Genomic DNA, 24,751 nt, shown 5'->3' with positions numbered 1-24,751 from the left:
GTAGCTAGAAGCTTGCAGCTGCTTCACTGCGACTTCCGTACCCGTAGGTACCATTCGGAAAGAAGCCGTACCTGTTTGTCGGTGTAGCCGCGTTCGACCATTCGTGTAACGAAGTCGTTGTGTTTCTGCTGATCCTCTTTGCTGGCCTTGGCGTTGAAGCTGATGACTGGCAGCAGATCCTCGGTGTTCGAGAACATTTTCTTCTCGATGACCACCCGCAGTTTTTCGTAGCTGAGCCAGGTCGGGTTCTTGCCGTTGTTGTTGGCTCGGGCGCGCAGGACGAAGTTGACGATTTCGTTGCGGAAATCCTTCGGATTGCTGATGCCGGCCGGTTTTTCGATTTTTTCCAGTTCCTCGTTGAGGGCCACGCGGTTGAGGATTTCGCCGGTTTCCGGATCACGGTATTCCTGATCCTGAATCCAGAAGTCCGCATACAGCACGTAGCGGTCGAAGATATTCTGTCCGTACTCGCTGTAAGACTCGAGGTACGCGGTCTGAATTTCCTTGCCGATAAATTCGATATAACGCGGAGCCAGGTATTCCTTCAGGTAGCGCAGGTAACGCTCACGGGTTTCAGCCTGGAACTGTTCCTGTTCGATCTGCTGTTCCAGCACATAGAGCAGGTGTACCGGGTTGGCGGCGATTTCGTGCGGATCGAAGTTGAACACCTTGGACAGGATCTTGAACGCAAACCGAGTCGACAGACCGTTCATGCCTTCATCCACGCCTGCAGAGTCGCGGTATTCCTGAATCGACTTGGCTTTCGGATCGGTGTCCTTGAGGTTTTCGCCGTCGTAGACGCGCATCTTCGAATAGATGTTGGAGTTTTCCGGCTCCTTGAGGCGCGACAGCACGGTGAACTGCGCGAGCATCTTCAGCGTGTCCGGTGCGCAATGGGCCTTGGCCAGAGAGCTGTTGAACAACAGTTTGTCGTAGATCTTCACTTCGTCGCTGACCCGCAGGCAGTACGGCACTTTGACGATGTAGATCCGGTCGATGAACGCTTCGTTGTTCTTGTTGTTGCGGAAGGTGTGCCACTCCGATTCGTTGGAGTGGGCGAGCAGGATCCCGGTAAACGGAATCGCGCCGAGACCTTCGGTACTGTTGTAGTTGCCTTCCTGAGTCGCAGTCAGCAATGGGTGCAGCACCTTGATCGGTGCCTTGAACATTTCGACGAATTCCATCAGGCCCTGGTTGGCCCGGCACAGCGCACCGGAGTAGCTGTAGGCGTCGGCGTCGTTCTGTGGGTATTCCTCGAGTTTGCGGATGTCGACTTTACCAACCAGGGCAGAGATGTCCTGGTTGTTCTCGTCACCCGGTTCGGTCTTGGCCACGGCGATCTGATTGAGGATCGACGGGTAGAGTTTGACCACGCGGAACTGGCTGATGTCGCCGCCGAATTCGGCCAGGCGCTTGGTCGCCCATGGCGACATGATGGTGTTCAGGTAGCGTCGTGGAATGCCGAAGTCTTCTTCGAGGATCGCGCCATCTTCGGTGGCGTTGAACAGACCCAGAGGCGATTCGAATACCGGCGAGCCCTTGATCGCATAGAACGGTACTTTTTCGATCAGTTGCTTGAGCTTCTCGGCCAGTGACGATTTACCGCCACCAACAGGGCCGAGCAGATAAAGGATCTGTTTCTTCTCTTCCAGGCCTTGGGCGGCGTGGCGGAAATACGAGACGATCTGGTCGATGCATTCTTCCATCCCGTGGAAGTCTTCAAAGGCCGGATAGCGACGGATCACCTTGTTGGAGAAGATGCGTGACAGCCTCGAGTTGGTCGAGGTGTCGAGCAGTTCCGGTTCGCCGATGGCCAGCAATAGACGCTCGGCGGCGGAAACGTAGGCGCTTCGGTCTTTCTTGCACAGCTCCAGGTACTCTTGCAGCGAGAGTTCTTCCTGGCGTGTGGACTCGAAGCGTTGTTGGAAGTGGCTAAAGATACTCATGACGTCACCTCGCTCGATACGTGGAGCCGACGCCGGATCACTCAGTCGATGCTGGCAAACAACCGTTGTGGCAGCTGTTTGTTTACCCCCCAGAACACTTTCACGACCGACAATCGTGAAAGTCACTCCCGATGACCCGTGCGCCGGTGTACCGGCTCTCCCCTGTTTTGGATGGCCTGGGCTTAAGGATAGTTGGGAATTCGGGAGGTAAAGGCGAGATACGTAATTAGTTGTGGCAGACCGTTCGTCTGCCCGGCGCAGGCCCACGGCAGCCGGGGCCTGCGCGTGACAAAAAAAATTATTCGGCGGTGCCTTGGGCAGTTTCTGCAGGATAGGTCGTACGCCACAGCTCAAAGCCGCCGTCCATGCTGTAGACGTCGGAAAAGCCCTGACTGATCAGGTACGCCGCAGCGCCTTGGCTGGAATTGCCGTGGTAGCAGACGACAACGGTCGGTGCATCGAGATCGGCGCCTTGGATGAAGGCGTGCAGTGAGTGGTTGTCCAGATGCTTCGAGCCGCTGATATGCAGGGCAGCGAAAGTCGCCGGGTCGCGCACGTCTACCACGACAGCACCTTGCTCACGCAGGGCTTGAGCCTGCTCCGGGGGGATTCGTTTGAATTCGCTCATGGCGGGTTCCTGTTGCTCGGCTGAATGCGCAGTCTAGCGCGGTGCGCTGACTGGCGAAGTTTCGGGGATAAGTGGTGCGACGGTCGGGGCGAGGCCGCCATGTTCATCGCATTTGCACGACAGGCGTTCGCCGCTGTCGACGTTCATCAGGGTCAGGCTGCCGCCCCAGACACAACCGGTGTCCAGCGCCGAGATGCCTGGCTCATGGATATTGCCTTCCAGCGCCGCCCAGTGACCAAAAATGATTCGCAGCCCTTTGGTCTTGCGTTCCTTGTGCTGGAACCACGGTTTGTAGCCTGGCGGTGCGCTGTCGAGGCCTTCCTTGCTCTTGAGGTCGAGCTTGCCCTCGGCGGTGCAGAAACGCATGCGGGTGAAATAGTTGGTGATGACGCGCAGGCGGGTCACACCTTTGAGGTCGTTGTCCCATTTCGCCGGATCGTTGCCGTACATGCCGTCGAGGTAAGCAGGAAACAGGTTGTCGTCGCGCAGGGCGGTTTCGACTTCGTCGGCGCACTTCAAGGCGCGGCGCAGCGACCACTGCGGTGGAATGCCGGCGTGGACCATGGCGACGTCGCGCTGCTCGTCGTAGTGCATCAACTTTTGTTGTCGCACCCACTCAAGCAGTTCGGCGCAGTCTGGCGCCTCAAGGATCTCGCGCAGCGTGTCCGACTTCTTCAAGCGTTCGATATTCTTTGCTGCGGCCAGCAGATGCAGGTCGTGATTACCGAGGACGCAGACCAGCGAATCGCGCATGGCATAGAGAAAACGCAGGGTTTCCAGCGACTGCGGGCCACGGTTGACCAGATCGCCCACCAGCCAGAGCCGATCGAGTTTCGGGTCGAAAGCGACTTGCTTGAGCAGGCACTTGAGCGGTTCGAGGCAGCCTTGCAGGTCGCCGACGGCATACGTCGCCATCAGTGCAGGGCTCCGGGGACGGCGAGGCGGAAGGGCTTGATGATTGCGTCGAAATGTTTGCCATCACTGGCGACCATTTCGTAAGTACCTTGCATGGTGCCGACCCTGGTGGTCATGACCGTGCCGCTGCTGTAAGTGTGGCTTTTGCCTGATTCGATCAGCGGTTGCTGGCCGACGACACCCGCGCCGCGTACCTCTTCGACATGGCCGTCACCGTCGGTGATCACCCAGTGGCGCGACATCAGGCGTGCGGGTTGCTCGCCATTGTTCTGCACGGTGATGGTGTAGGCGAAGGCGAAGCGGTCGTGTTCGGGTTGCGATTGGTCTGCCAGATAGTGGGTAACGACGCTGACATCGACCTGATAACGAGGATCGGACATGCAAAGGGCCTTAAACAAAGCGGAACGCGAGGCGTAGCTGATGGGGAATCAGTCTAGGCAAGTATCGGGCAGTAAACCAGAGTGGCGTCCTGCCCGATAGCGTTCATCGCCGGTCAGTCGGCGGCGGGTGCTGGCGGGACTTGTTCGCTGAGCTTGTCGGCCAGGCGCACGAACGCGGCCAGGTCGAGTTGCTCCGGACGCAAACTGCCATCGACGCCGGCCGCTTCGATCTCGGCAGCGGTCATCAATTGCTTGAGCGTGTTGCGCAAGGTCTTGCGGCGCTGGTTGAAGGCTTCGCGCACAACGCGCTCCAGCAGGCGATGATCCTTGGCCGGGTGAGGCAGTACCGCGTGTGGCACCAGACGGACGATGGCCGAATCAACTTTCGGCGGCGGGTTGAACGCGCCCGGGCCGACGTTGAACAGGTGCTCTACGCGGCAGTGGTACTGAACCATGATCGACAGGCGACCCCAGTCGCCACCGCCAGGGCCTGCTGCCAGGCGCTCGACCACTTCTTTCTGCAACATGAAGTGCATGTCGCGAATGATGCCGGCGTTGTTCAGCAAGTGAAAAATCAGCGGTGTAGAGATGTTGTACGGCAGGTTGCCGACGACGCGCAGACTGTTCGGCGCGGCGTTGAGCGTGTTGAAGTCGAACTTCAGCGCATCGCCCTGATGCAGGTTGAAGTTGCTCTTGCCGGCGAACTGCTGATTGAGGATCGGGATCAGATCCTTGTCCAGTTCCACCACGTCCAGTTGCGCACCTGAGTTGAGCAGGCCGGCGGTCAGTGCGCCCTGGCCCGGGCCGATTTCCAGCAGGCGGTCTTCGGACTTGGCACTGATGGAGCGCAGGATGCGGTCGATGACGCCGGCATCGTGCAGGAAGTTCTGGCCAAAGCGTTTGCGCGCCTTGTGTTGGTATTGCTCGGTCATAAACGGGTCTCGGCCATCTGGTAGGCGGTTTCCAGGGCGACTTGCAGGCTGCCGGTGTCGATTTTGCCGCTGCCGGCCAGATCCAGGGCGGTGCCATGGTCGACCGATGTACGGATGATCGGCAAACCCAGGGTCACGTTGACGGCAGCGCCGAAGCCTTTGTACTTAAGCACAGGCAAGCCCTGGTCGTGATACATCGCCAGCACTGCATCGCAGTGCTCCAGATATTTGGGGGTAAACAGAGTGTCGGCGGGCAGCGGGCCACGAAGGTCCATGCCCTCGCCGCGCAGGCGCTCTAATGTCGGTTCGATGATGTCGATTTCTTCATGGCCCAGGTGTCCGCCTTCACCGGCGTGCGGGTTGAGCCCGCAAACGAGGATGCGTGGCTGGGCGATGCCGAATTTGTTTTGCAGGTCGCTGTGCAGAATCCGCGTGACCCGCTCCAGCCGCTCCGGCGTGATCGCATCGGCGATGTCGCGCAGGGGCAGGTGAGTGGTGACCAGTGCCACACGCAAACCGCGGGTAGCGAGCATCATCACCACCTGGGCGGTATGGGTCAGGTCAGCGAGAAATTCCGTGTGTCCAGAGAAGGCGATACCCGACTCGTTGATCACGCCCTTGTGCACGGGTGCTGTGATCATCCCGGCGAAATCGCCGCTGAGGCAGCCGTTGCCGGCGCGGGTCAGGGTTTCGAGGACGAAGGCCGCATTGGCCTTGTCCAGTTGCCCGGCCACCACAGGGGCGCTGAGCGGAGTGTCCCAGACATACAGGCTGTTGGCGGGCGCCGGGGCGTCCGGCCAGTGATCCGGGCCGACATCCAGCAGATTGACGGCCAGCCCCAGCTGCGCGGCCCGCTCAAGGAGCAGGTCGCGGCTGGTGATGGCAATCAGGGGATTTGGCTGGGCTTGCGAGGCGAGCAGCAGGCACAGGTCGGGACCGATGCCGGCTGGTTCGCCGGGTGTCAGCGCGAAACGCTTGGGTTTCACTGCGCTGCCTGGTCTGCACCAGGGAGTTTGATCTCTACGTACGCTTCGTCACGGATCTGACGCAGCCAGGTTTGCAGCTCTTCGTCGTATTTGCGGTTACGCAGTACGGTCATTGCCTGCTGCTCGCGGGCCTGCTCGGTGCTGTCGGTGGCGCGACGGCCAAGGACTTCCAGAACATGCCAGCCGTATTGGGTCTGGAACGGCTTGGACAGTTGACCTTGTGGGGTCTTGGCCATCACTTCGCGGAATTCCGGCACCAGTACGTTCGGGTCGATCCAGTTCAGGTCGCCACCGTTGAGGGCGGAACCCGGGTCTTCAGAGTAGCTCTTCGCCAGAGTGGCGAAGTCTTCACCTGCCAGGATTCGCTCATACAGCGATTGAACCAGGGCTTTGGTCTTGGCTTCGTCGCGGATCGGGCTTGGCTTGACCAGGATGTGGCGCACATGCACCTCGTCACGGGTCTGGGCTTCGCCGCCGCGCTTGGCCAGCAACTTGAGGATGATGAAACCACCTGGCGTACGTGCCGGCTGAGTTACATCGCCAACGGCCATGCTGCTCAGCTCGCGATCGAACGGAGGTGGCAGTTGAGCGGCTTTACGCCAGCCCATGTCGCCACCTTCCAGTGCGTTGTCGCTGGCGGATTTGGCCACTGCCAATTGACCGAAGTCGGCGCCTTGCTTGAGCTGCTGGTAAACCTCCATGGCCTGACGCGCGGCACTCTGAATGGCTTCGGAGTTGGCGCTTTCCGGGGTCGGAATCAGGATGTTGGCCAGGTGCAGCTCTTCGGACAGTTGCATCTTGCCCAGGTCGGAGGCGAGGAAGTTCTTCACTTCCTGCTCGGAGACCTGAATGCGTTCTGCCACGCGGCGCTGACGGACACGGCTGATGACCATCTCGCGCTTGATCTGGTCACGAGCGTCGTCATAAGACAGGCCGTCGCGTGCCAGGGCGGCGCGGAACTGGTCAACAGTCATGTTGTTGCGCTGGGCGATGGTGCCGACAGCCTGGTTCAGTTCTTCATCGGTAATGCGGATGCCGGAACGTTCGCCGATCTGCAGTTGCAGGTTTTCGACGATCAGGCGCTCAAGCACCTGTTGATCCAGTACACCTGGAGGTGGCAAGCCACCTCCACGCTTGGCGATGGTCTGCTGAACTTCGTGGACGCGCTGGTCCAGTTGGCTCTGCATGACCACGTCGTTGTCGACGATCGCTACCACTTTATCGATGGACTGTACGGCGGCGTTGGCCGCCGTACCCAGGAACAGCGCGCCCAGCATCAGCGGGCGCAGACAATCAGAAAGCTTGGTCTTCACGTTCACGATAACCTTGAATGCCTTTGTCGAGGAAGCTCTCTACCTTGGCGCCAGTGAGGCCACCGAGTCCCTTCAGAACAATTTGGAGGAAGACGCCATGGTCGCCTTTTTCGTTTTGCGGAGCTTCCTGGCTGAACTCGTCATAGGAAACCCAGTAACGGTTGATCAGGCGCAGTTTCCAGCAGCAGTTGTCGTACTCGAAACCACCGAAAGCTTCCAGGGTACGGTTACGGTTGTAGTCGTACTGCCAGCGGCTGATCGCGTTCCACTGTGGAACGATCGGCCAGATGACCGAGAAGTCATGCTGCTGGATCTTGTAGTAGTCCTTCACGTAGCCAGGCTGGCCTGGAGTACCGTAGTCACCGCCGCCTACCGACCATTTACCGGTGTTCTGGTCGTAACGAACCTGGTCATTGCGATAGCGATAACCGGCGTTAATGACCTTGTTCGGGTTGTCTTCAGGCTGGTAGTGGAACATCGCACTGCCGGAACGCGGGCTGCGGCTGTCCGGATCCCAGTTGTAGTCGGCAGTGGTGCGCCAGTCGCGGTTCCAGCGGTATTCGTATTCCAGTGCGTATGGCGAAACGTTGGATTTCGCGTCATCACGGGTTTTTGCATCGATGCCCGGCAGTTGGACTTCACGATCCTTGAAGTACAGCGCCTGACCGACGCTGATGCGTTGACGCTCGAAACCGTTGTCTTCGATCCAGCGGCTGGTTACGCCCAGCGACAGTTTGTTCTCGTCACCGACGCGGTCGGAACCGGAGAAGCGGTTGTCACGGAACAGCGACGAGTAGTTGAAGGTGTATTCGCTGGTATCGAATACAGGAATATCTTCCTGATTTTCTTCAGGCACATAGAGGTAGAACAGTCGCGGTTCCAGTGTCTGGCGATAGTTCTTGCCGAAGTACGACGTATTACGGTCGAAGTACAGGCCGCTGTCGATGCTGGCAATCGGTACGCCACGATTCTGGTTGCTACCGAACTTGCCACCTACGTAGCGGGTTCCTTCACGTGCTGCTGCAGCCTGCTGGTCAATGATGTCTTGTTTGCCGGTACCGTCCAGATCCAATTGATACTGGGTGTACTGGTACTTGAGCGACGGCTTCAGGAAGCCATAAGTCCAGTTCATCGGCAGGCTGACACCTGGCTTGAGATTCAAGCGATCGCCATTGGCGCGTGCCAGACCAGTGATGTTGTTGTCCAGGCGTGGACTGCCGACTGTGCCATCAGCGTTGATCGGGCCGCCATTTTTATCCAGGTAGTTACCCGTCAGAAGATCTCGATCGAAACGAACGAGCTCAGTCTCGTAATCGAAATTCAAACCTTCCGGGTGATATGGCAGTTGACCATTGAAGGTGATCTGCGGCAGACGACCATATGGGGTGATGTTGGAAACGGTCGCTAACTGGTACTGCTGAGCATTCAGGCGTGCGGTGTAGCTGTCACCACGGTAAGTGATCGCGCCCTGCTGGTTCACGAAGTCGCTGCTTTTCACACCGATCTGGTCAGTCTGCAGATCCTGGAAGTAATACGGATCGCTGATCTTGGTGTAATCAACCTCGGTGAGCACGCGGGAGTCGAGACCACCCTTGTGCTGCCAGTTGTACATGTAACGAGTCTGCTTGGCGTCTGTCTGCTTGTCGCGATCATGGTCCTCGTCATTGAGATACGCAGCGCCGAACTGGCCTTCGCTGGACTTGGTCAGGTAACGGAACTCGCCTTCCACCAACATGCCACGCTTGCTCATGTAGCGCGGGTACAACGTGGCGTCGTAATTAGGCGCCAGGTTGAAGTAGTACGGGGTGACCAGCATGAAGCCGGTATCGCTGCCGCTGCCGATGGTCGGCGGCAGGAAGCCCGACTGGCGACGGTCATCGATCGGGAAGTAGATGTACGGCGTGTACAGAATCGGAATGTCTTTTACACGCAACGTCACGTTGGTCGCGGTACCGAAGCCGGTGGCCGGGTTCAGGGTGATGTTATTACCCTTGAGCTGCCAGGCGTTGCTGTTCGGTTCGCACGTGGTGTACGTGCCGTCCTTGAGACGAATGATCGCGTTTTCGGCACGCTTGGCGTACAGCGCGTTACCGCGGATGCGCGATTTGTGCATCACGTATTCGGCGTTGTCGACCTTGGCTTCACCAGTGTCGAGCTGCACATCGGCGTGGTCGCCGACGATCAGCGCGCCATTGTCGCGGATACGCACATCGCCGTTGAGTTCGGCGCGGCTCTCGGCCTGATACAGGCTCGCCTCATCGGACTCGACCTGCATGCTGCCCTGACGCAGGACAACATCACCGGCCAGGGTGCCAACTTGATCATCGGTGTTATAGCGCGAAGCTTTTGCGCCGATAAAGGTCGGTGCATCGCTTTTATTCGTCTTGTCATTCATGCCAGGACGAGTCGGCTCGATGTAAGCACCAGAGCAATACGGACCGGTTTCAGCCAATTGGGCAGCGGTGAGTTTCTCGCGCGGAACCCAGTCGAGGTGACTGAAGTCTTCGCTACGGGATTTCAGTCCGCGGCCCTTGGCTTCGGTCACCAGCGCTGGTTTGGCGCCAGTGTCGGAAGTCGAACCGTTCTGTGCCGGGGCTTCGCCGGTGGCGCTGACGGCACTGCCGTCATGCACTGGACGCGGAGGCAATGCAGCCGCCGGCGTCTTGGGCGAACAGTCCCAGGCACCCGTAGCCGAGACAGAGCAGTCATACTGCTCGGCGGCGACAACGAATTGACTGGCCAGAGGTTGCATAGCCAGCAGACTGCCGGTTACCAACAACGGAAATTTTTTACGAAACGCGGGGGATTTCAATGCCATCTTATTAGTCCGGGCTTCCTGCGTGCCATCTGCCCGCGGTGTGGGCCGCACGCCTCTCGATGGTCTGAAAAAGATGCTGGATAATAAAGCATGACCCGCTTGACGGCTAGCGCCGTCGGAGACCCTTGCAATGCCTGACCAAGATGTACGCTTGCAACACCTGAAAGTTTGGCTCGATGAGCAGTTGGCAATCCTGTTTGCAGATCAGGGCTGGGGCGCCGTGCCCCCGGCCACGTTGACCGCGGCCAGTAGCGACGCGAGTTTCCGCCGTTACTTCCGCTGGGAAGGCGCGGGTCGCAGCTTCGTCGTGATGGATGCGCCGCCACCCCAGGAAAACTGCAAACCGTTCGTGGATATCGCCTTTTTGCTGGCAAAATCCGGAATTAATGTGCCGAAAATTTATGCCGAAGACCTCGAACGCGGCTTTCTTTTGCTCAATGACCTGGGCAACAAGACCTATCTCGACGTGATCGATGGCGAAAATGCCGACGCATTGTTCAACGATGCCCTGAAAGCACTGCTGGCTTTTCAGCAGTTGCCGATGGTCGCGCCCCTGCCGAGTTACGACGTCGCATTGCTGCGCCGTGAGCTGGAACTGTTCCCTGAGTGGTACGTGAAGCATGAACTGGGCGTCGAATTCAATTCGACTCAGCAACAACAGTGGCAGCAGATCAGCGACCTGTTGATCGACAGCGCCCTGGCCCAGCCGAAAGTGCTGGTGCACCGCGATTACATGCCGCGCAACCTGATGCTCAGCGAGCCAAACCCTGGCGTGCTGGATTTTCAGGATGCGGTCTATGGCCCGGTGACCTACGACGTAACCTGCCTGTTCAAGGACGCTTTCCTCAGCTGGCCTGAAGAGCGCGTGCGTGGCTGGCTGGAAAATTACTGGCAGCAAGCCTCGGCACTGAACATCCCGGTGCAGCCGGATTTCGAAGACTTCCTGCGTGCCAGCGACCTGATGGGCGTGCAGCGTCATTTGAAAGTCATCGGCATCTTCGCGCGTATCTGCCACCGCGATGGCAAGCCGCGTTACCTGGCCGACGTGCCGCGTTTCTTCTCTTATATAGAAGCGGTGATTGCCCGTCGTCCTGAACTGGCCGAATTGCAAGCGCTGTTCACCAGCCTGCGGGGTGGAGCAACAGCATGAAGGCAATGATTCTGGCGGCAGGCAAAGGCGAGCGCATGCGCCCGCTGACCCTGACCACCCCGAAACCGCTGGTACGTGCCGGCGGCGTGCCCTTGATCGAATATCACCTGCGCGCCCTCGCGGCCGCCGGTTTCAATGAGATCGTGATCAACCACGCCTGGCTCGGTCAGCAGATCGAGGATTATCTGGGCGACGGTTCGCAATTCGGCGTGAGCATTCAGTACTCGCCGGAAGGCGAGCCGCTGGAAACCGGTGGCGGGATTTTCCGTGCGCTGCCGTTGCTCGGCGACGATGCGTTCTTGGTGGTCAACGGTGATATCTGGACCGATTACGACTTCAGCGTGCTGCATCAGCCGATCAATGGTCTGGCGCATCTGGTGCTGGCGGACAACCCTGCGCATCACCCGAGCGGTGATTTCACCCTGACCGACGGGAAGGTGCACGACGGCCATCCGGACGCGCAGACCCTGACCTACAGCGGTATCGCCGTGCTGCATCCGCAATTATTCGATGGCTGCACGGACGGTGCCTTCAAACTGGCGCCGCTGCTACGTAAAGCCATGGCAGACGGCGAAGTGACAGGCGAGCGGCTGAAAGGTCACTGGGTGGATGTCGGTACGCATGAGCGTCTGGCCGAAGCTGAAACCTTGATAGAAGCGAGTCGCTGATATGTTGTGGCCAGGGACTCTGATTGGAGCCGGAGCGGGTTTTGCGATCGCCAGCATTCCGGGGGCCATGCTTGGGGCGTTGTTGGGACAGGCGCTGGATCGGCGCCTGCACTTGCAGAGCTGGGGGCATTTACGGGAGAAACTCGGCGGCCGGCCGATGCTGCGCAACGACGAATTATTGTTCGTGTTGCTCGGGCGTCTGGCCAAGAGCGACGGGCGGGTCACGGACGGGCATATCCAGCAGGCGCGGAACGAGATGCGCGCGCTGGAGATGAGTGAACCGGCAACGCGTCGGGCGATCGCGGCGTTCAACCGGGGCAAGTCCGGTGGCGATCGTCTGCGCGGTTATCTGCGCCGCCTGAGTGCGCAGCCACACGCGGCCGAAGGTGTGTTGCGCGCCTGCTGGCGGATGGTCTGGGCCGATGGCCGGGCGGGCGTCAGTGAGCGGGAATTGTTGGCGCAGTGGGGTAAATGGCTGGGCTGGACGACGCATCAGGTGCAAGCACTGGCCAGTGATTACGAGCCCGGCAAGCGGCCCATCGTCAGTGCGGCGGTGAGCTATCAGGAGGCGATGCGCCTGTTGGGTGTGTCGGCATCCAGCGAGCCGGCGCAGATCAAGCGTGCCTATCGGCGTCTGCTCAGTCGTCATCATCCGGACAAGATTGCCGGCAGTGGTGCGACGCCAGCGCAGGTGCGCGACGCGACCGAGAAAACCCGCGAGCTGCACAACGCCTATACATTGATTCGTGAGCGGCGGGATTTTCGCTAGTCGTTAGATGTGTATCGTTTGAAGTGGCCTCATCGCGAGCAGGCTCACTCCTACAGTTGATCGGGTTCCTTCAATTGGAGCGTAATCACCTGTAGGAGTGAGCCTGCTCGCGATGGATGCGACTCGGTCTATCGATCAGTCGGTGTTCTGCGGATTCAACCAGCCACGCACGCGGCGGAACAGCTGCTCCTGCTCAGCGTTGTTATCCGGCAGTGCCTTGAGCGCCACCTGGCTGAATGCCGACGTCTTCAAACGCTTGCTCGCCTGCATGCGCTCCAGCGCGGCATTGCGATCCAGCGGTTTGTCCATGTAGAAAATGTCCGCCGTCGGCAGCTTCAGCGTCGGCGTCAGTTCCGCCAGTGCCGGCTTGGCCTTGAGCGGTGTCTGCGCGTCGACCATGACAAATTTTTCCACCTGCGCCGTTTGCCGTTCGCTCAAGTAGCGTGCGGCCCAATACGCGCCGGTACCGTGACCGAGCACGACAATGCGCCGCGCACTTTGCTGTTCGGCGTAGGCAATGGCTGCATCGATTCGCGTGAAGATGCGTTCGGCATCGGCTTTGGATTGTTCTTCGGTCGTCTCGGCAACCACCTGGTCGGCCACTTCAGCCTCACCGCCCGCCGCTTGCTCGATTGGTTGCGCGGTGGTGGAATCCTTGCTGCCCGACTCAGGCGCTTTCGGGGCCGCAGCCGCCTCGATCACACGCGGCGCGATGACGTCGGCTTGCAGGTCGGGCAGGGTGATGCTCAGGCTGCTCCATTCAACGTCCGGCAACTTGCGCCGTAACGGGCCGATTGCCTGAGGCCAGTCAGCGGTTTCGCCCGTGCCGGGGATGATAATCACCGCGCCTTTGGGCTCGGCGGTATTGGCCGGTTTCCACAAGGCGAGGAAGGTGTCGCTGGCGGCCTGCAACTGTTGCTGTTCCTGCGCCGGGACTTTGCGTTGCAGTGCGGCGGCTTCTTCCTGACTACGCTCAAGCAGTGGCTGGCGTTCGGCCGGTTTTTCTTCAGCGGATTTTTCCGCAGCGGCGGCCGGGGCCGGATCGGCCGCGTTGACGGAAAACGCACAAGGCAGGATCAGCGACAGGCACAATGCTGGCATTGCCAGGCGGTAGACAGAGGGCATCGGTTATTCCAGGCCAGAAAAGTATCCCGGCAGCCTAATGGGTTGGTCAGAATTTGTCAGTGTATGGGACTTCAATGAAGCGATTTTGCTGCCTGTGGGTTATCGGCTGTCTGTGGCTTCCCTTGATGGGCTGGGCGGCGCCTGCGCCACCAGCGCACGTTGTGCAGTTGTCGGCGAGTGAACAGCAATGGCTCGCGCAGCACAACGAATTGCGCGTCGGTCTGGTGTTGCAGGCGCCGTATGCGCAATACGACCGGCGCTTGCAGCGCTTGTCCGGGGCCAACGTCGAGCTGATGAAGCTGTTGGCGAAGGCGCTCAATGTCGAGCTGAGCTGGCGCAACTTTCAGGATCTGGCGCAACTGGAAGCGGCCGCGCGCGAAGGCGAAATCGATATCGCCCCGGGGCTGACCCAGACGCCCAGCGCCCTGCGTCTTTGGCAGTTCTCCGATCCGTACATGCGTGTGCCGCAATTGGTGGTCAGCGATCAGAAGGCCAGCGGCGGGGTGGATCTGGAGAAACTCGACAGCCAGACCCGCGTCGCCGTGCGCATGCCGAGCACCACCGCCGACTATCTGCGCGGCAACTATCCGCATTTGAACCTGCAAGGCGTGCCCCTTGAGCGTCAGGCATTGCAGCTGTTGTTGAGTCAGCAAGCGTCATACGCGATCGTTGATGAGGCGCAGCTCGGTCGACTTTCGGCAGAACCGGAGTTTGCCGAACTGGTGGTGGTCGGCGATATCGGGCTGCCGCAACTGCTGCGGGTGGCATCGCGCCGTGACTGGCCGGAACTGGCCGGTATCGTCCAGAGCGCATTGCGTGTGATCCCGGCCAAGGATCTCGAACGCCTGCACAACCAATGGCTGCAACCGAAATACCCGCGACTGTCGGAGTCGCCGGGGTTCTGGCAGAACCTCAGTCTGTTGTTTGCCGTCATGTTGCTCAGTTGCGTGGCCATCGTGTTCTGGCAGCGGCGCCAGCAGCACAGTCTCGAACAGCGTCTGCTGGCCGCGCGCGAAGACATCGCCCTGCGTGCCGCCAGCGAAGAAGCCTTACGGTTGACGCAGTTTTCCATCGACCAAAGCACCGTCGGCATCCTCTGGGTCAATTGGGACAGCCATGTGCGCTACGCCAACCGCGCGGCGGAAAACATGCTCGGTTATCCATCGGGTGGGCTGATCGAACGACCGCTGATCGACTTCGAACCGGGTTTGCACATGGACCGCTGGCTCAACCTGTGGAAACGCGCACGGGCCAGTGAAGAAGGGCCGCTGAGTTTTGAAACAAGCTGCGTACGTGCCGACGGCAGTGTTTTACCCGCGGACGTGTCGCTGAGTTTCCTGCGTTTTCGCGACAGTGAATATCTGGTGGTCTATCTCAATGACGTCACCGAGCGCCGCCGGGCACTGGCCGCGTTGCAGGAAAGCGAGGCGCGCCTGCAGGGTATCGCCGCCAACGTGCCGGGGCTGGTGTTCCGGCTGGAGCGGGCGCCGGTGACCGGGCAGATCGACTTTGCCTACATCTCCGAGGGCAGTGAAAGTCTGGTGGGTTACGCGCCAGCGGCCATCGCTCACCGCGACATGGGCCTGCGCAGTCTGGTGCATCCGGACGACAGGGCCAGTTATCACCAGACCCAGGATCAGGCGCTGGACACTGACAGCGATTGGTCGTGGCAGGGGCGAATTCTCACGCGCCAGGGGCAACAGCGCTGGGCCGAAATCAAGGCGATTACCCGACAACTGGAAGATGGCGCCTATGTCTGGGATGGCATCGTCTGGGACATCACCGAGAGCAAACGCATCGAGCTGGAGCTGGCGGCGTCGCGTGAGCAACTGCGGGAACTGTCGGCGCACCTTGAGAGCGTGCGCGAAGAGGAGAAGGCGCGAATCGCCCGCGAGGTTCACGATGAGCTGGGGCAGATGCTCACGGTGCTGAAACTGGAGACGTCGATGTGCGAACTTGCCTATGCACAACTCGACCCCGGACTGAATGAGCGGCTGAACAGCATGAAACGCCTGATCGCTCAGTTGTTTCAATTGGTGCGCGATGTGGCCACGGCATTGCGTCCGCCGATTCTCGACGCCGGGATTGCCTCGGCCATCGAGTGGCAGGCGCGACGGTTCGAGGCGCGCACGCAGATCCCGTGTCTGGTGCAGGTGCCGGACAATCTGCCGGCGCTGAGCGATGCCAAGGCGATTGGCCTGTTCCGCATCCTGCAAGAGGCGCTGACCAACGTCATGCGCCATGCTCAGGCGCATACTGTCGAACTGACGCTGGCGCTGGAAGGCGATGAATTGTGTCTGACGGTCAGTGATGACGGCGTAGGCTTTGTCGCCGCTGCCGCTCGGCCGACCTCGTTTGGCCTGGTCGGCATGCGAGAGCGGGTGCTGATCATGGGCGGGCGGCTGGTGCTGGAGAGTGAGCCGGGGGAGGGCACCAGTCTGCATGTCTGGGTGCCGGTGAATGAGGTCTGATGGTTATGTGGTGTTTGGGTCGACGCTTTCGCGAGCAGGCTCGCTCCCACATTGGAATGCTTTTCCCTGTGGGAGCGAGCCTGCTCGCGAATGACCCTGGCGCTGAATAAGAACAATGGAGAAAAACGTGATCCGTGTACTGGTAGCCGAAGACCACACCATCGTCCGTGAAGGCATCAAGCAATTGATCGGCCTGGCCAAGGATCTGCAAGTAGTGGGGGAGGCGAGCAATGGCGAACAGTTGCTCGAAACCCTGCGCAACGTGCCGTGCGAAGTGGTGTTGCTCGATATCTCCATGCCCGGCGTAAACGGTCTGGAGGCGATCCCGCGAATCCGTGCGCTGAACAACCCACCGGCGATTCTGGTGCTGTCGATGCACGACGAAGCGCAAATGGCCGCTCGCGCCTTGAAGGTTGGTGCGGCCGGGTATGCGACCAAGGACAGCGATCCGGCGCTGTTGCTCACGGCGATCCGCAAAGTCGCGGCGGGCGGGCGTTACATTGATCCGGATCTGGCGGATCGCATGGTCTTCGAAGTTGGCCTGACTGATACGCGGCCACTGCACTCCTTGTTGTCCGAGCGTGAGTTCTCGGTGTTCGAGCGCCTCGCCCAAGGCGCCAACGTCAACGACATTGCCCAGCAATTGGCCCTGAGCAGCAAAACCATCAGTACGCACAAGGCGCGGTTGATGCAGAAGCTCAACATCACCTCGCTCGCCGAACTGGTGAAATACGCGATGGAACACAAACTTCTCTAAGCACACCACAAAAACCTGTGGGAGCTGGCTTGCCAGCGATGAGGGAGTGTCAGTCACATCAATGTCGGCTGACCCACCGCTATCGCTGGCAAGCCAGCTCCCACAGGTTTCTCTGTGTGTCCGGAGAATGTGGGCATATCTGTTAGCGACAGGCGCTTTTGCTTGTTCTTGCGGCTTGCAGCTTGTCACTCACGGCTGCCTTATCCAATCGCGCCATCCTTGTAGGGCAATCCCTACCCCCAACCTTCCATCCGGCTGAGGCGAATCTCTCCTGCGCCCCGATTTGCGTGCCTGCCGCCAGCCACTAGGCTTGATACACAAGCAGTCATCAACAACAAAGGTGTGGGTATGAGCCAGGTCGATTCAAACGCAGGGGCCAGTGATGTGCTGGTCAGCTTTCGTGGAGTGCAGAAGAGCTACGACGGCGAGAACCTGATCGTCAAAGACCTCAACCTGGACATTCGCAAAGGCGAATTTCTCACCCTGCTCGGGCCGTCCGGTTCCGGCAAGACCACCAGCCTGATGATGCTCGCCGGTTTCGAGACGCCGACCGCCGGCGAAATCCTTCTGGCCGGTCGCGCAATCAATAACGTGCCGCCGCACAAGCGCGACATCGGCATGGTGTTCCAGAACTACGCGCTGTTCCCGCACATGACTGTCGCGGAAAACCTCGCCTTCCCGCTGACCGTACGTGGCTTGAACAAGAGCGACGTCAGCGACCGCGTGAAGAAAGTCCTCAGCATGGTCCAGCTCGATGCGTTCGCCTCGCGCTACCCGGCGCAGTTGTCCGGTGGTCAGCAGCAACGTGTGGCACTGGCCCGCGCCTTGGTGTTCGAGCCGCAACTGGTGCTGATGGACGAACCGCTCGGCGCCCTCGATAAACAACTGCGTGAACACATGCAAATGGAGATCAAACACCTCCACCAGCGTCTCGGCGTGACTGTGGTCTACGTGACTCACGATCAGGGTGAAGCGCTAACCATGTCTGATCGCGTTGCAGTCTTCCATCAGGGCGAAATCCAGCAGATCGCGCCACCGCGCACGCTTTACGAAGAACCGAAAAACACCTTCGTCGCCAACTTCATCGGCGAGAACAACCGCCTCAATGGTCGCCTGCTCAGTCAGAGCGGCGAGCGCTGCGTGGTCGAGTTGGGGCGTGGCGAAAAGGTCGAGGCGCTGGCAGTCAACGTCGGCCAGACCGGTGAACCGGTGACCCTGTCGATCCGTCCGGAACGCGTGAGCCTCAACGGTTCCAGCGACCAATGCGTCAACCGCTTCTCAGGGAGGGTGGCGGAATTCATCTATCTGGGCGACCACGTCCGGGTGCGCCTGGAAGTCTGCGGCAAGACTGACTTCTTCGTGAAACAACCGATTGCCGAGCTCGATCCTGCGCTCGCCGTCGGCGACGTGGTACCGCTTGGCTGGCAGGTCGAGCACGTTCGTGCGCTCGATCCACTTCTAGAGGCGCATTAATCGCCCCGGCAATACCAACACCAACCCTGCACGTGGAGAGAACAATAAATGTTGAGATCCCTGAAGTTCACCGCCCTGACCCTGGGCCTGATGGGTGCGGCAAGCGCAATGGCCGCTGGCCCGGATTTGACCGTGGTGTCGTTTGGCGGGGCGAACAAGGCGGCGCAAGTCAAAGCCTTCTATGCACCGTGGGAAGCGGCGGGCAACGGCAAGATCGTTGCTGGCGAGTACAACGGCGAGATGGCCAAGGTCAAAGCCATGGTCGACACCAAGAGCGTGTCCTGGGACCTGGTGGAAGTTGAGTCGCCAGAGCTGTCCCGTGGTTGCGACGAAGACATGTTCGAGCAACTCGATCCGGCGCTGTTCGGCAAAACCGAAGACTACGTCAAAGGCGCGATTCAGCCTTGCGGCGTGGGCTTCTTCGTTTGGTCGACCGTACTGGCCTACAACGCTGACAAGCTGAAAACCGCGCCGACCAGCTGGGCGGATTTCTGGGACACGAAGAAATTCCCGGGCAAGCGTGGTCTGCGCAAAGGTGCCAAGTACACCCTCGAATTCGCGTTGATGGCTGATGGCGTTGCGCCGAAAGACGTCTACAAGGAACTGGCGAGCAAGGGTGGCCAGGATCGCGCGTTCAAGAAACTCGATGAGCTGAAACCAAACATCCAGTGGTGGGAGGCTGGCGCTCAGCCGCCGCAATATCTCGCTTCCGGTGACGTGGTGATGAGCTCGGCCTACAACGGTCGCATCGCTGCGGTGCAGAAAGAATCCAACCTGAAAGTGGTGTGGAACGGCGGCATTTACGACTTCGACGCGTGGGCCATCCCGAAAGGTCTGGACGCCAAGCGTGCGGAAGCGGCGAAGAAATTCATCGCCTACTCGGTACAACCGCAGCAGCAGAAGACCTACTCGGAAAACATCGCCTACGGCCCGGCCAATACCCAGGCTGTGCCGCTGCTGGCCAAGGATGTCCTGAAAGACATGCCGACCACCCCGGAAAACATCGCCAACCAGGTGCAGATCGACGTCAGCTTCTGGGCTGACAACGGCGAGCAACTGGAACAGCGCTTCAACTCCTGGGCTGCGAAGTAACCCGAGCATACGGACCGAGGGCTTTCCGGATGATCGTTCCCACGCTCTGCGTGGGAATGCCGCCCGGGACGCTCCGCGTCCCTGTGACGCAGAGCGTCACTGGATGCGTTACCACGCAGAGCGTGGGAACGATCAGTACCCAAAGTTCGAGGTAGCGTTCGCCACCTCTGTAACGATCAAAGATTTGCGGAGTACGTCATGGCCATCGCCGTTCCCCTGAACGAGGGCGCCAGCCCCACCTTGAAGCAGAAGCTCAAACGCGCCGAGCGGGTCAACCGCTGGAAGGCCCAGGCGCTGATTGCGCCGCTGGTGCTGTTTCTGTTGCTGGTGTTCCTGGTGCCGATCGTGGCGCTGCTCTACAAAAGCGTCGGCAACCCCGAAGTGGTCGGCGGCATGCCGCGCACGGTGGCGGCCATCGCCAGTTGGGACGGCCGTGGCTTGCCCGCTGAGCCGGTCTACAAAGCCGCCGGCGAAGACCTCGCCGAAGCACGCAAAAACCAGACGCTGGGCGATCTGTCCAAGCGCTTGAACATGGAGTTGGCCGGCTATCGCAGCCTGCTGACCAAAACCGCCCGGGCGCTGCCATTCGCCAGCGAACCGGCCTCCTATAAAGAAGCACTGGAAGCGCTCGACGAGCGTTGGGGCGATCCGGCCTACTGGCAAGCGGTGAAACGCAACACCAGCAGTATCACGCCTTACTACCTGCTGGCGGCGGTCGACCACCGTATCGACGACCTCGGCGAAATCGCCCCGGCCACGCCGGATCAGGCGATCTACCTCGATATCTTTGCCCGCACCTTCTGGATGGGCCTGATCATCACGGTGATCTGCCTGCTCCTCGCTTATCCACTGGCGTATCTGCTGGCGAACCTGCCATCGCGCCAGAGCAACCTGTTAATGATTCTGGTGCTGCTGCCGTTCTGGACTTCGATTCTGGTACGGGTCGCCGCATGGATCGTGCTCCTGCAATCAGGCGGGTTGATCAACAGTGCGCTGCTGGCCATGGGCATCATCGATAAACCGCTGGAACTGGTGTTCAACCGGACCGGCGTGTACATCTCGATGGTGCACATCCTGCTGCCGTTCATGATCCTGCCGATCTACAGCGTGATGAAAGGCATCTCGCCGACCTACATGCGCGCCGCTATCTCGCTGGGCTGCCATCCGTTCGCCAGTTTCTGGCGGGTGTACTTCCCGCAGACCTATGCCGGTGTCGGCGCCGGTTGCCTGTTGGTGTTCATCCTCGCCATCGGCTACTACATCACCCCGGCGCTGCTCGGCAGTCCGAACGATCAGATGGTCAGCTACTTCGTCGCGTTCTACACCAACACCAGCATCAACTGGGGCATGGCCACTGCGCTGGGCGGCTTGCTGCTGCTGGCGACCGTGGTGCTTTATCTGATCTACAGCTGGCTGGTGGGCGCCAGTCGCCTGCGCCTGAGCTAAGGGGAATTTGAAATGCTGAGTCCTTACATGTCGCCCATCGAACGGGTGTGGTTCTACAGCTTGCGGATCCTCTGCGGCCTGATCCTGCTGTTTCTGATTCTGCCGGTGCTGGTGATCGTGCCGCTGTCGTTCAACTCGGGCAGTTTCCTCGTGTATCCGTTGCAGGGTTTTTCCCTGCATTGGTATCAGGATTTTTTTGCTTCGGCGGAATGGATGCGCGCCCTGAAGAACAGCATCATCGTCGCCCCGGCCGCGACGGTGCTGGCGATGGTCTTTGGCACGCTGGCGGCGATCGGCCTGACCCGTGGCGACTTTCCCGGAAAATCACTGGTAATGGCACTGGTGATTTCGCCGATGGTGGTGCCGGTGGTGATCATTGGTGTGGCGAGTTATCTGTTCTTCGCGCCGTTGGGTTTGGGTAACAGCTTCTTTTCGCTCATCGTGGTGCATGCGGTGCTGGGTGTGCCGTTTGTGATCATCACGGTGTCGGCGACGTTGCAGGGGTTTAACCACAATCTGGTGCGTGCGGCCGCGAGTCTCGGTGCATCGCCGCTGACGGCGTTCCGCCGGGTGACCTTGCCGCTGATTGCGCCGGGGGTAATTTCCGGGGCGCTGTTTGCCTTCGCGACGTCGTTTGATGAAGTGGTGGTGACACTGTTTCTGGCCGGGCCTGAGCAGGCGACGTTGCCAAGGCAAATGTTCAGCGGGATTCGGGAGAACCTGAGTCCGACGATTGCCGCTGCTGCCACGTTGCTGATCGCCTTCTCCGTCATCCTGCTGCTGACCCTCGAATGGCTGCGCGGCCGTAGTGAAAAACTGCGTACCGCTCAGGTTTAAGAGCCAGATCAAAAGCTTACCCCCTCACCCCAGCCCTCTCCCCCAGGGGGGCGAGGGGGAAAGGGAGCGGATGTTCATGGTTTTCAAAACCTGAGTTCGACGCGGTATCGCACTTCGGTGTATCTCCTCCATCCACCTCGGTCAGTCCCCTCTCCCCGGGGAGAGGGTTAGGGTGAGGGGCTCTTGCTCTTGCTATCGTCTTCGATAGTCATTCACCACCTGAATAGCAGACAACCCCAAACCCTCAGCTAATCTTGTGCCCAGCTCCCACATCTATAAGAGGCTGCGCACGATGAGTCTGTCCCAGTTCAAAATCGCTCACAAACTGATCACCGGCGCTGCAGCCATCGAACAACTGGCGGCCGAGCTGACACGCCTCGACATCGACAACCCACTGATCGTCACCGACGCCGCGCTGGTCAAGTCCGGCACCGTCGAGTTGGCGCTGGTACAACTCGGCGGGCGCGATTACGAGATCTTCGACCGCGTACTGCCGGACCCGGAAATCGCCATCGTCGAAGACTGCATGCGCGTTTATCGCGAGGGCGGGCATGACGGCTTGATCGGCTTGGGTGGCGGCAGTGCCATCGACATCGCCAAAAGTGTCGCGGCGTATGCCGGTTATCACGGTGCGCTGGAAGACTTGTTTGGCGTCGACCAGGTGCCGCGCAAAGGCCCGCCGCTGATCGCCATTCCGACCACCGCCGGCACCGGCTCGGAAGTAACCAACGTGGCGATCCTCTCCGACAAAGTCGCGCAGTTGAAGAAAGGCATCGTCAGCGACTTTCTATTACCGGACGTGGCGCTGGTCAGCCCGCAGATGACCCTGACTTGCCCGCGCAGCGTCACCGCCGCCAGTGGCGTCGACGCGCTGGTTCACGCCATAGAGTCCTATCTGTCGGTAAATGCCTCGCCGATCACCGACTCGCTGGCCATCGGTGCCATCAAACTGATTGCCAAGGCGTTGCCCAAGGCCTACGCCAACGGCGCCAATCTGCAAGCCCGCGAAGACATGGCCACCGCAAGCCTGATGGCCGGCATGGCGTTCGGTAATGCCGGGGTTGGCGCGGTGCATGCGCTGGCGTATCCGTTGGGCGGGCGCTACAACATCGCTCACGGGGTCAGCAATGCCTTGTTGCTGCCGTATGTCATGACCTGGAACAAAATGGCCTGCGTCGAACGCATGCAGGATATTGCCGAAGCCATGGGGGTGAAGACCGCTCATCTGAGTGCCAGCGAAGCGGCAGACAAAGCCGTGCAGGCGATGACCGACTTGTGCGTGGCGGTGGAAATTCCCGTCGGTCTGCGCAGTTTCGGTGTGCCGGAAGAGGCGATCCCGGCCATGGCCGTGGAGGCCGCGGGCATCGAGCGCTTGATGCGTAATAACCCGCGCAAGCTCAGCGCCATCGATATCGAGAAGATCTACCGCGCAGCCTACTGATCATCGCGGTCACGGTGCGCGCGCGGAAACTTGAGGTATACAATGCGCGCCATCGTGATTTAGCTCAGAAAAGGTGCGTCATGCAGCCCTTCGTAATTGCTCCGTCGATTCTCTCTGCCGACTTCGCCCGCCTCGGCGAAGAAGTAGACAACGTTCTGGCCGCTGGTGCCGACTTCGTTCACTTCGATGTCATGGACAACCACTACGTGCCCAACCTGACCATTGGTCCGATGGTCTGCGCGGCACTGCGCAAATACGGCGTCACTGCGCCAATCGACGCGCACCTGATGGTCAGCCCGGTGGACCGCATCGTCGGCGACTTCATCGAGGCCGGCGCGACTTACATCACCTTCCACCCGGAAGCCACGCTGCACGTCGATCGCTCGCTGCAACTGATCCGTGAGGGCGGCTGCAAATCCGGTCTGGTGTTCAACCCGGCGACCCCGCTGGACGTGCTCAAGTACGTGATCGACAAGGTCGACATGGTCTTGCTGATGAGCGTCAACCCGGGCTTTGGCGGGCAGAAGTTCATTCCCGGCACCCTCGACAAACTGCGCGAAGCGCGGGCGATCATCGATGCCTCGGGCCGTGACATCCGTCTGGAAATCGATGGCGGCGTCAACGTCAACAACATCCGTGAAATCGCCGCCGCTGGCGCCGACACGTTCGTGGCCGGCTCGGCGATCTTCAACGCGCCGAACTATCAGGAAGTCATCGACAAGATGCGTTCCGAGCTGGCGCTGGCACGTCCATGAGCGGTTTTGAGCAGCTGTTCCCGGGCAAACTGCCACGGTTGGTGATGTTCGATCTGGATGGCACGCTGATCGACTCGGTTCCCGACCTGGCGGCAGCGGTGGACAACATGCTGCTCACCCTCGGCCGCCAACCTGCGGGCATCGACGCGGTGCGCGAGTGGGTTGGCAACGGCGCGCCAGTGCTGGTACGCCGCGCACTGGCCGGTGGCATCGATCATTCCGCCGTGGATGACGTCGAGGCCGAGCACGCGCTCGAGGTTTTCATGGAGGCTTACGGCGCCAGCCATGAGCTGACCGTGGTTTATCCCGGCGTGCGCGACACCCTCAAGTGGCTGCACAAGCAGGGCGTGGCCATGGCGCTGATCACCAACAAGCCGGAGCGCTTCGTCGCGCCGTTGCTGGATCAGATGAAGATCGGCCGCTACTTCAAGTGGATCATCGGCGGTGACACGCTCCCGCAGAAGAAGCCTGACCCGGCCGCGCTGTTCTTCGTGATGAAAATGGCCAACATCCCGGCCTCGCAATCGTTGTTCGTCGGCGACTCGCGCAGCGACGTGCTGGCGGCGAAAGCGGCAGGGGTCAAATGCGTGGCACTGAGTTACGGCTACAACCATGGCCGACCGATTGCCGAGGAATCCCCGGCGCTGGTGATCGACGATCTGCGCAAGCTAATTCCCGGTTGCCTCGGTACGGCCGCTGAGATAACGTTGCCCGACGCTTCTCAATCCCCTTCTGGAAACGCCATCGTGGTGGTCACCCGCAAACTCTGGATGAAAGTCATCAAGGCCCTGGCCCGCTGGCGTTGGCGCGCCTGACTTGTTCCTGGCCGGCCTGCCGGCGCGTTTGCAC

Annotated in this window: 21 protein-coding genes; 12 read left to right on the top strand and 9 right to left on the bottom strand. The window is 60.2% G+C overall.

Annotated features, from left to right (window positions below; genetic code table 11):
* Positions 1-23: 23 nt before the first annotated feature.
* The 8 genes from ACVVH8_RS27080 to ACVVH8_RS27045 form a co-directional block, all read right to left on the bottom strand.
* Positions 24-1,946: a PrkA family serine protein kinase gene (locus ACVVH8_RS27080; RefSeq protein ID WP_007910115.1), complete on the bottom strand. Its 1,923-nt coding sequence runs from the start codon at positions 1,944-1,946 to the stop codon at positions 24-26.
* Positions 1,947-2,244: 298 nt separating this feature from the next.
* Positions 2,245-2,574, bottom strand: coding sequence for a thiosulfate sulfurtransferase GlpE (gene glpE, locus ACVVH8_RS27075; RefSeq protein ID WP_016983139.1), 330 nt, complete (start codon positions 2,572-2,574; stop codon positions 2,245-2,247).
* A 33-nt stretch (positions 2,575-2,607) separates the two neighbouring features.
* Positions 2,608-3,489 carry a symmetrical bis(5'-nucleosyl)-tetraphosphatase gene (locus tag ACVVH8_RS27070; protein ID WP_103304410.1) on the bottom strand — a complete coding sequence of 294 codons (882 nt, stop codon included), beginning with the start codon at positions 3,487-3,489 and terminating at the stop codon, positions 2,608-2,610.
* Positions 3,489-3,869 carry a Co2+/Mg2+ efflux protein ApaG gene (gene apaG / locus ACVVH8_RS27065; RefSeq protein WP_103304409.1) on the bottom strand — a complete coding sequence of 127 codons (381 nt, stop codon included), beginning with the start codon at positions 3,867-3,869 and terminating at the stop codon, positions 3,489-3,491. Before apaG ends, ACVVH8_RS27070 begins: the two co-directional genes overlap by 1 nt.
* 113 nt (positions 3,870-3,982) lie before the next feature.
* Positions 3,983-4,801, bottom strand: a complete 819-nt coding sequence (gene rsmA / locus ACVVH8_RS27060) for a 16S rRNA (adenine(1518)-N(6)/adenine(1519)-N(6))-dimethyltransferase RsmA (protein ID WP_103304408.1) — start codon at positions 4,799-4,801, stop codon at positions 3,983-3,985.
* Positions 4,798-5,787, bottom strand: a complete 990-nt coding sequence (pdxA, locus tag ACVVH8_RS27055) for a 4-hydroxythreonine-4-phosphate dehydrogenase PdxA (protein ID WP_475227220.1) — start codon at positions 5,785-5,787, stop codon at positions 4,798-4,800. The genes rsmA and pdxA overlap by 4 nt, the downstream gene beginning before the upstream one ends.
* Positions 5,784-7,100 carry a peptidylprolyl isomerase SurA gene (gene surA / locus ACVVH8_RS27050; RefSeq protein ID WP_146041241.1) on the bottom strand — a complete coding sequence of 439 codons (1,317 nt, stop codon included), beginning with the start codon at positions 7,098-7,100 and terminating at the stop codon, positions 5,784-5,786. The genes pdxA and surA overlap by 4 nt, the downstream gene beginning before the upstream one ends.
* Positions 7,081-9,918 (bottom strand): LPS-assembly protein LptD, encoded by a 2,838-nt coding sequence (locus ACVVH8_RS27045; RefSeq protein WP_401302891.1) that lies wholly within the window; start codon positions 9,916-9,918, stop codon positions 7,081-7,083. The genes surA and ACVVH8_RS27045 overlap by 20 nt, the downstream gene beginning before the upstream one ends.
* Before the next feature lie 130 nt (positions 9,919-10,048).
* On the opposite strand from ACVVH8_RS27045, the gene ACVVH8_RS27040 reads away from it, so the two are divergent.
* From ACVVH8_RS27040 to ACVVH8_RS27030, 3 genes are read left to right on the top strand one after another with little or no spacing between them, the layout of a single operon-like run.
* Positions 10,049-11,068: an aminoglycoside phosphotransferase family protein gene (locus ACVVH8_RS27040; RefSeq protein WP_475227217.1), complete on the top strand. Its 1,020-nt coding sequence runs from the start codon at positions 10,049-10,051 to the stop codon at positions 11,066-11,068.
* On the top strand, positions 11,065-11,736 hold the full coding sequence (gene murU / locus ACVVH8_RS27035; RefSeq protein WP_103304404.1) for an N-acetylmuramate alpha-1-phosphate uridylyltransferase MurU: 672 nt from the start codon (positions 11,065-11,067) through the stop codon (positions 11,734-11,736). Before ACVVH8_RS27040 ends, murU begins: the two co-directional genes overlap by 4 nt.
* 1 nt (position 11,737) lies before the next feature.
* Positions 11,738-12,505 carry a TerB family tellurite resistance protein gene (locus tag ACVVH8_RS27030; protein WP_103304403.1) on the top strand — a complete coding sequence of 256 codons (768 nt, stop codon included), beginning with the start codon at positions 11,738-11,740 and terminating at the stop codon, positions 12,503-12,505.
* A 135-nt stretch (positions 12,506-12,640) separates the two neighbouring features.
* On the opposite strand, the gene ACVVH8_RS27025 is transcribed toward ACVVH8_RS27030, so the two are convergent.
* A complete protein-coding gene (locus ACVVH8_RS27025) occupies positions 12,641-13,630 on the bottom strand; it encodes an alpha/beta hydrolase family protein (RefSeq protein WP_475227215.1) in 990 nt (329 codons plus the stop codon).
* Positions 13,631-13,704: 74 nt separating this feature from the next.
* On the opposite strand from ACVVH8_RS27025, the gene ACVVH8_RS27020 reads away from it, so the two are divergent.
* The 9 genes from ACVVH8_RS27020 (at position 13,705) to ACVVH8_RS26980 (ending at position 24,717) form a co-directional block, all read left to right on the top strand.
* Complete coding sequence (locus ACVVH8_RS27020; RefSeq protein WP_475227213.1) at positions 13,705-16,101, top strand: PAS domain-containing sensor histidine kinase; 2,397 nt, start codon at positions 13,705-13,707, stop codon at positions 16,099-16,101.
* A 127-nt stretch (positions 16,102-16,228) separates the two neighbouring features.
* Positions 16,229-16,858 carry a response regulator gene (locus tag ACVVH8_RS27015; protein WP_103304495.1) on the top strand — a complete coding sequence of 210 codons (630 nt, stop codon included), beginning with the start codon at positions 16,229-16,231 and terminating at the stop codon, positions 16,856-16,858.
* 348 nt (positions 16,859-17,206) lie between these two features.
* The gene (locus ACVVH8_RS27010; RefSeq protein ID WP_475227211.1) at positions 17,207-18,331 is read left to right on the top strand and encodes an ABC transporter ATP-binding protein; all 1,125 of its coding nucleotides are present in this window, start codon (positions 17,207-17,209) and stop codon (positions 18,329-18,331) included.
* Positions 18,332-18,379: 48 nt separating this feature from the next.
* Positions 18,380-19,423, top strand: coding sequence for an ABC transporter substrate-binding protein (locus ACVVH8_RS27005; RefSeq protein WP_016983607.1), 1,044 nt, complete (start codon positions 18,380-18,382; stop codon positions 19,421-19,423).
* 198 nt (positions 19,424-19,621) lie between these two features.
* Positions 19,622-20,869 carry an ABC transporter permease gene (locus ACVVH8_RS27000; RefSeq protein ID WP_103304397.1) on the top strand — a complete coding sequence of 416 codons (1,248 nt, stop codon included), beginning with the start codon at positions 19,622-19,624 and terminating at the stop codon, positions 20,867-20,869.
* Positions 20,870-20,881: 12 nt separating this feature from the next.
* The gene (locus ACVVH8_RS26995) at positions 20,882-21,706 is read left to right on the top strand and encodes an ABC transporter permease (RefSeq protein WP_064589486.1); all 825 of its coding nucleotides are present in this window, start codon (positions 20,882-20,884) and stop codon (positions 21,704-21,706) included.
* 292 nt (positions 21,707-21,998) lie between these two features.
* A complete protein-coding gene (locus ACVVH8_RS26990) occupies positions 21,999-23,147 on the top strand; it encodes an iron-containing alcohol dehydrogenase (protein WP_475227208.1) in 1,149 nt (382 codons plus the stop codon).
* 80 nt (positions 23,148-23,227) lie between these two features.
* Complete coding sequence (gene rpe, locus ACVVH8_RS26985; RefSeq protein WP_007918813.1) at positions 23,228-23,902, top strand: ribulose-phosphate 3-epimerase; 675 nt, start codon at positions 23,228-23,230, stop codon at positions 23,900-23,902.
* The gene (locus ACVVH8_RS26980; RefSeq protein WP_103304395.1) at positions 23,899-24,717 is read left to right on the top strand and encodes a phosphoglycolate phosphatase; all 819 of its coding nucleotides are present in this window, start codon (positions 23,899-23,901) and stop codon (positions 24,715-24,717) included. The genes rpe and ACVVH8_RS26980 overlap by 4 nt, the downstream gene beginning before the upstream one ends.
* The last annotated feature ends 34 nt before the right edge of the window (positions 24,718-24,751 follow it).

It is taken from the genome of Pseudomonas trutticola BRTCR10, assembly GCF_056155105.1.
The sequence above is the reverse complement of the archived record's forward strand: the minus strand, read 5'-3'. Positions and strand labels throughout refer to the sequence as shown.

What these genes read in the sequence shown, in the direction of transcription:
- ACVVH8_RS27080 (WP_007910115.1), bottom strand. Translation starts at nt 1,946, where the DNA reads ATGAGTATCTTTAGCCACTTCCAACAACGCTTCGAGTCCACACGCCAG.
- glpE (WP_016983139.1), bottom strand. Translation starts at nt 2,574, where the DNA reads ATGAGCGAATTCAAACGAATCCCCCCGGAGCAGGCTCAAGCCCTGCGT.
- ACVVH8_RS27070 (WP_103304410.1), bottom strand. Translation starts at nt 3,489, where the DNA reads ATGGCGACGTATGCCGTCGGCGACCTGCAAGGCTGCCTCGAACCGCTC.
- apaG (WP_103304409.1), bottom strand. Translation starts at nt 3,869, where the DNA reads ATGTCCGATCCTCGTTATCAGGTCGATGTCAGCGTCGTTACCCACTAT.
- rsmA (WP_103304408.1), bottom strand. Translation starts at nt 4,801, where the DNA reads ATGACCGAGCAATACCAACACAAGGCGCGCAAACGCTTTGGCCAGAAC.
- ACVVH8_RS27045 (WP_401302891.1), bottom strand. Translation starts at nt 9,918, where the DNA reads ATGGCATTGAAATCCCCCGCGTTTCGTAAAAAATTTCCGTTGTTGGTA.
- ACVVH8_RS27040 (WP_475227217.1), top strand. Translation starts at nt 10,049, where the DNA reads ATGCCTGACCAAGATGTACGCTTGCAACACCTGAAAGTTTGGCTCGAT.
- murU (WP_103304404.1), top strand. Translation starts at nt 11,065, where the DNA reads ATGAAGGCAATGATTCTGGCGGCAGGCAAAGGCGAGCGCATGCGCCCG.
- ACVVH8_RS27030 (WP_103304403.1), top strand. Translation starts at nt 11,738, where the DNA reads ATGTTGTGGCCAGGGACTCTGATTGGAGCCGGAGCGGGTTTTGCGATC.
- ACVVH8_RS27025 (WP_475227215.1), bottom strand. Translation starts at nt 13,630, where the DNA reads ATGCCCTCTGTCTACCGCCTGGCAATGCCAGCATTGTGCCTGTCGCTG.
- ACVVH8_RS27020 (WP_475227213.1), top strand. Translation starts at nt 13,705, where the DNA reads ATGAAGCGATTTTGCTGCCTGTGGGTTATCGGCTGTCTGTGGCTTCCC.
- ACVVH8_RS27010 (WP_475227211.1), top strand. Translation starts at nt 17,207, where the DNA reads ATGAGCCAGGTCGATTCAAACGCAGGGGCCAGTGATGTGCTGGTCAGC.
- ACVVH8_RS27005 (WP_016983607.1), top strand. Translation starts at nt 18,380, where the DNA reads ATGTTGAGATCCCTGAAGTTCACCGCCCTGACCCTGGGCCTGATGGGT.
- ACVVH8_RS27000 (WP_103304397.1), top strand. Translation starts at nt 19,622, where the DNA reads ATGGCCATCGCCGTTCCCCTGAACGAGGGCGCCAGCCCCACCTTGAAG.
- ACVVH8_RS26995 (WP_064589486.1), top strand. Translation starts at nt 20,882, where the DNA reads ATGCTGAGTCCTTACATGTCGCCCATCGAACGGGTGTGGTTCTACAGC.
- ACVVH8_RS26990 (WP_475227208.1), top strand. Translation starts at nt 21,999, where the DNA reads ATGAGTCTGTCCCAGTTCAAAATCGCTCACAAACTGATCACCGGCGCT.
- rpe (WP_007918813.1), top strand. Translation starts at nt 23,228, where the DNA reads ATGCAGCCCTTCGTAATTGCTCCGTCGATTCTCTCTGCCGACTTCGCC.
- ACVVH8_RS26980 (WP_103304395.1), top strand. Translation starts at nt 23,899, where the DNA reads ATGAGCGGTTTTGAGCAGCTGTTCCCGGGCAAACTGCCACGGTTGGTG.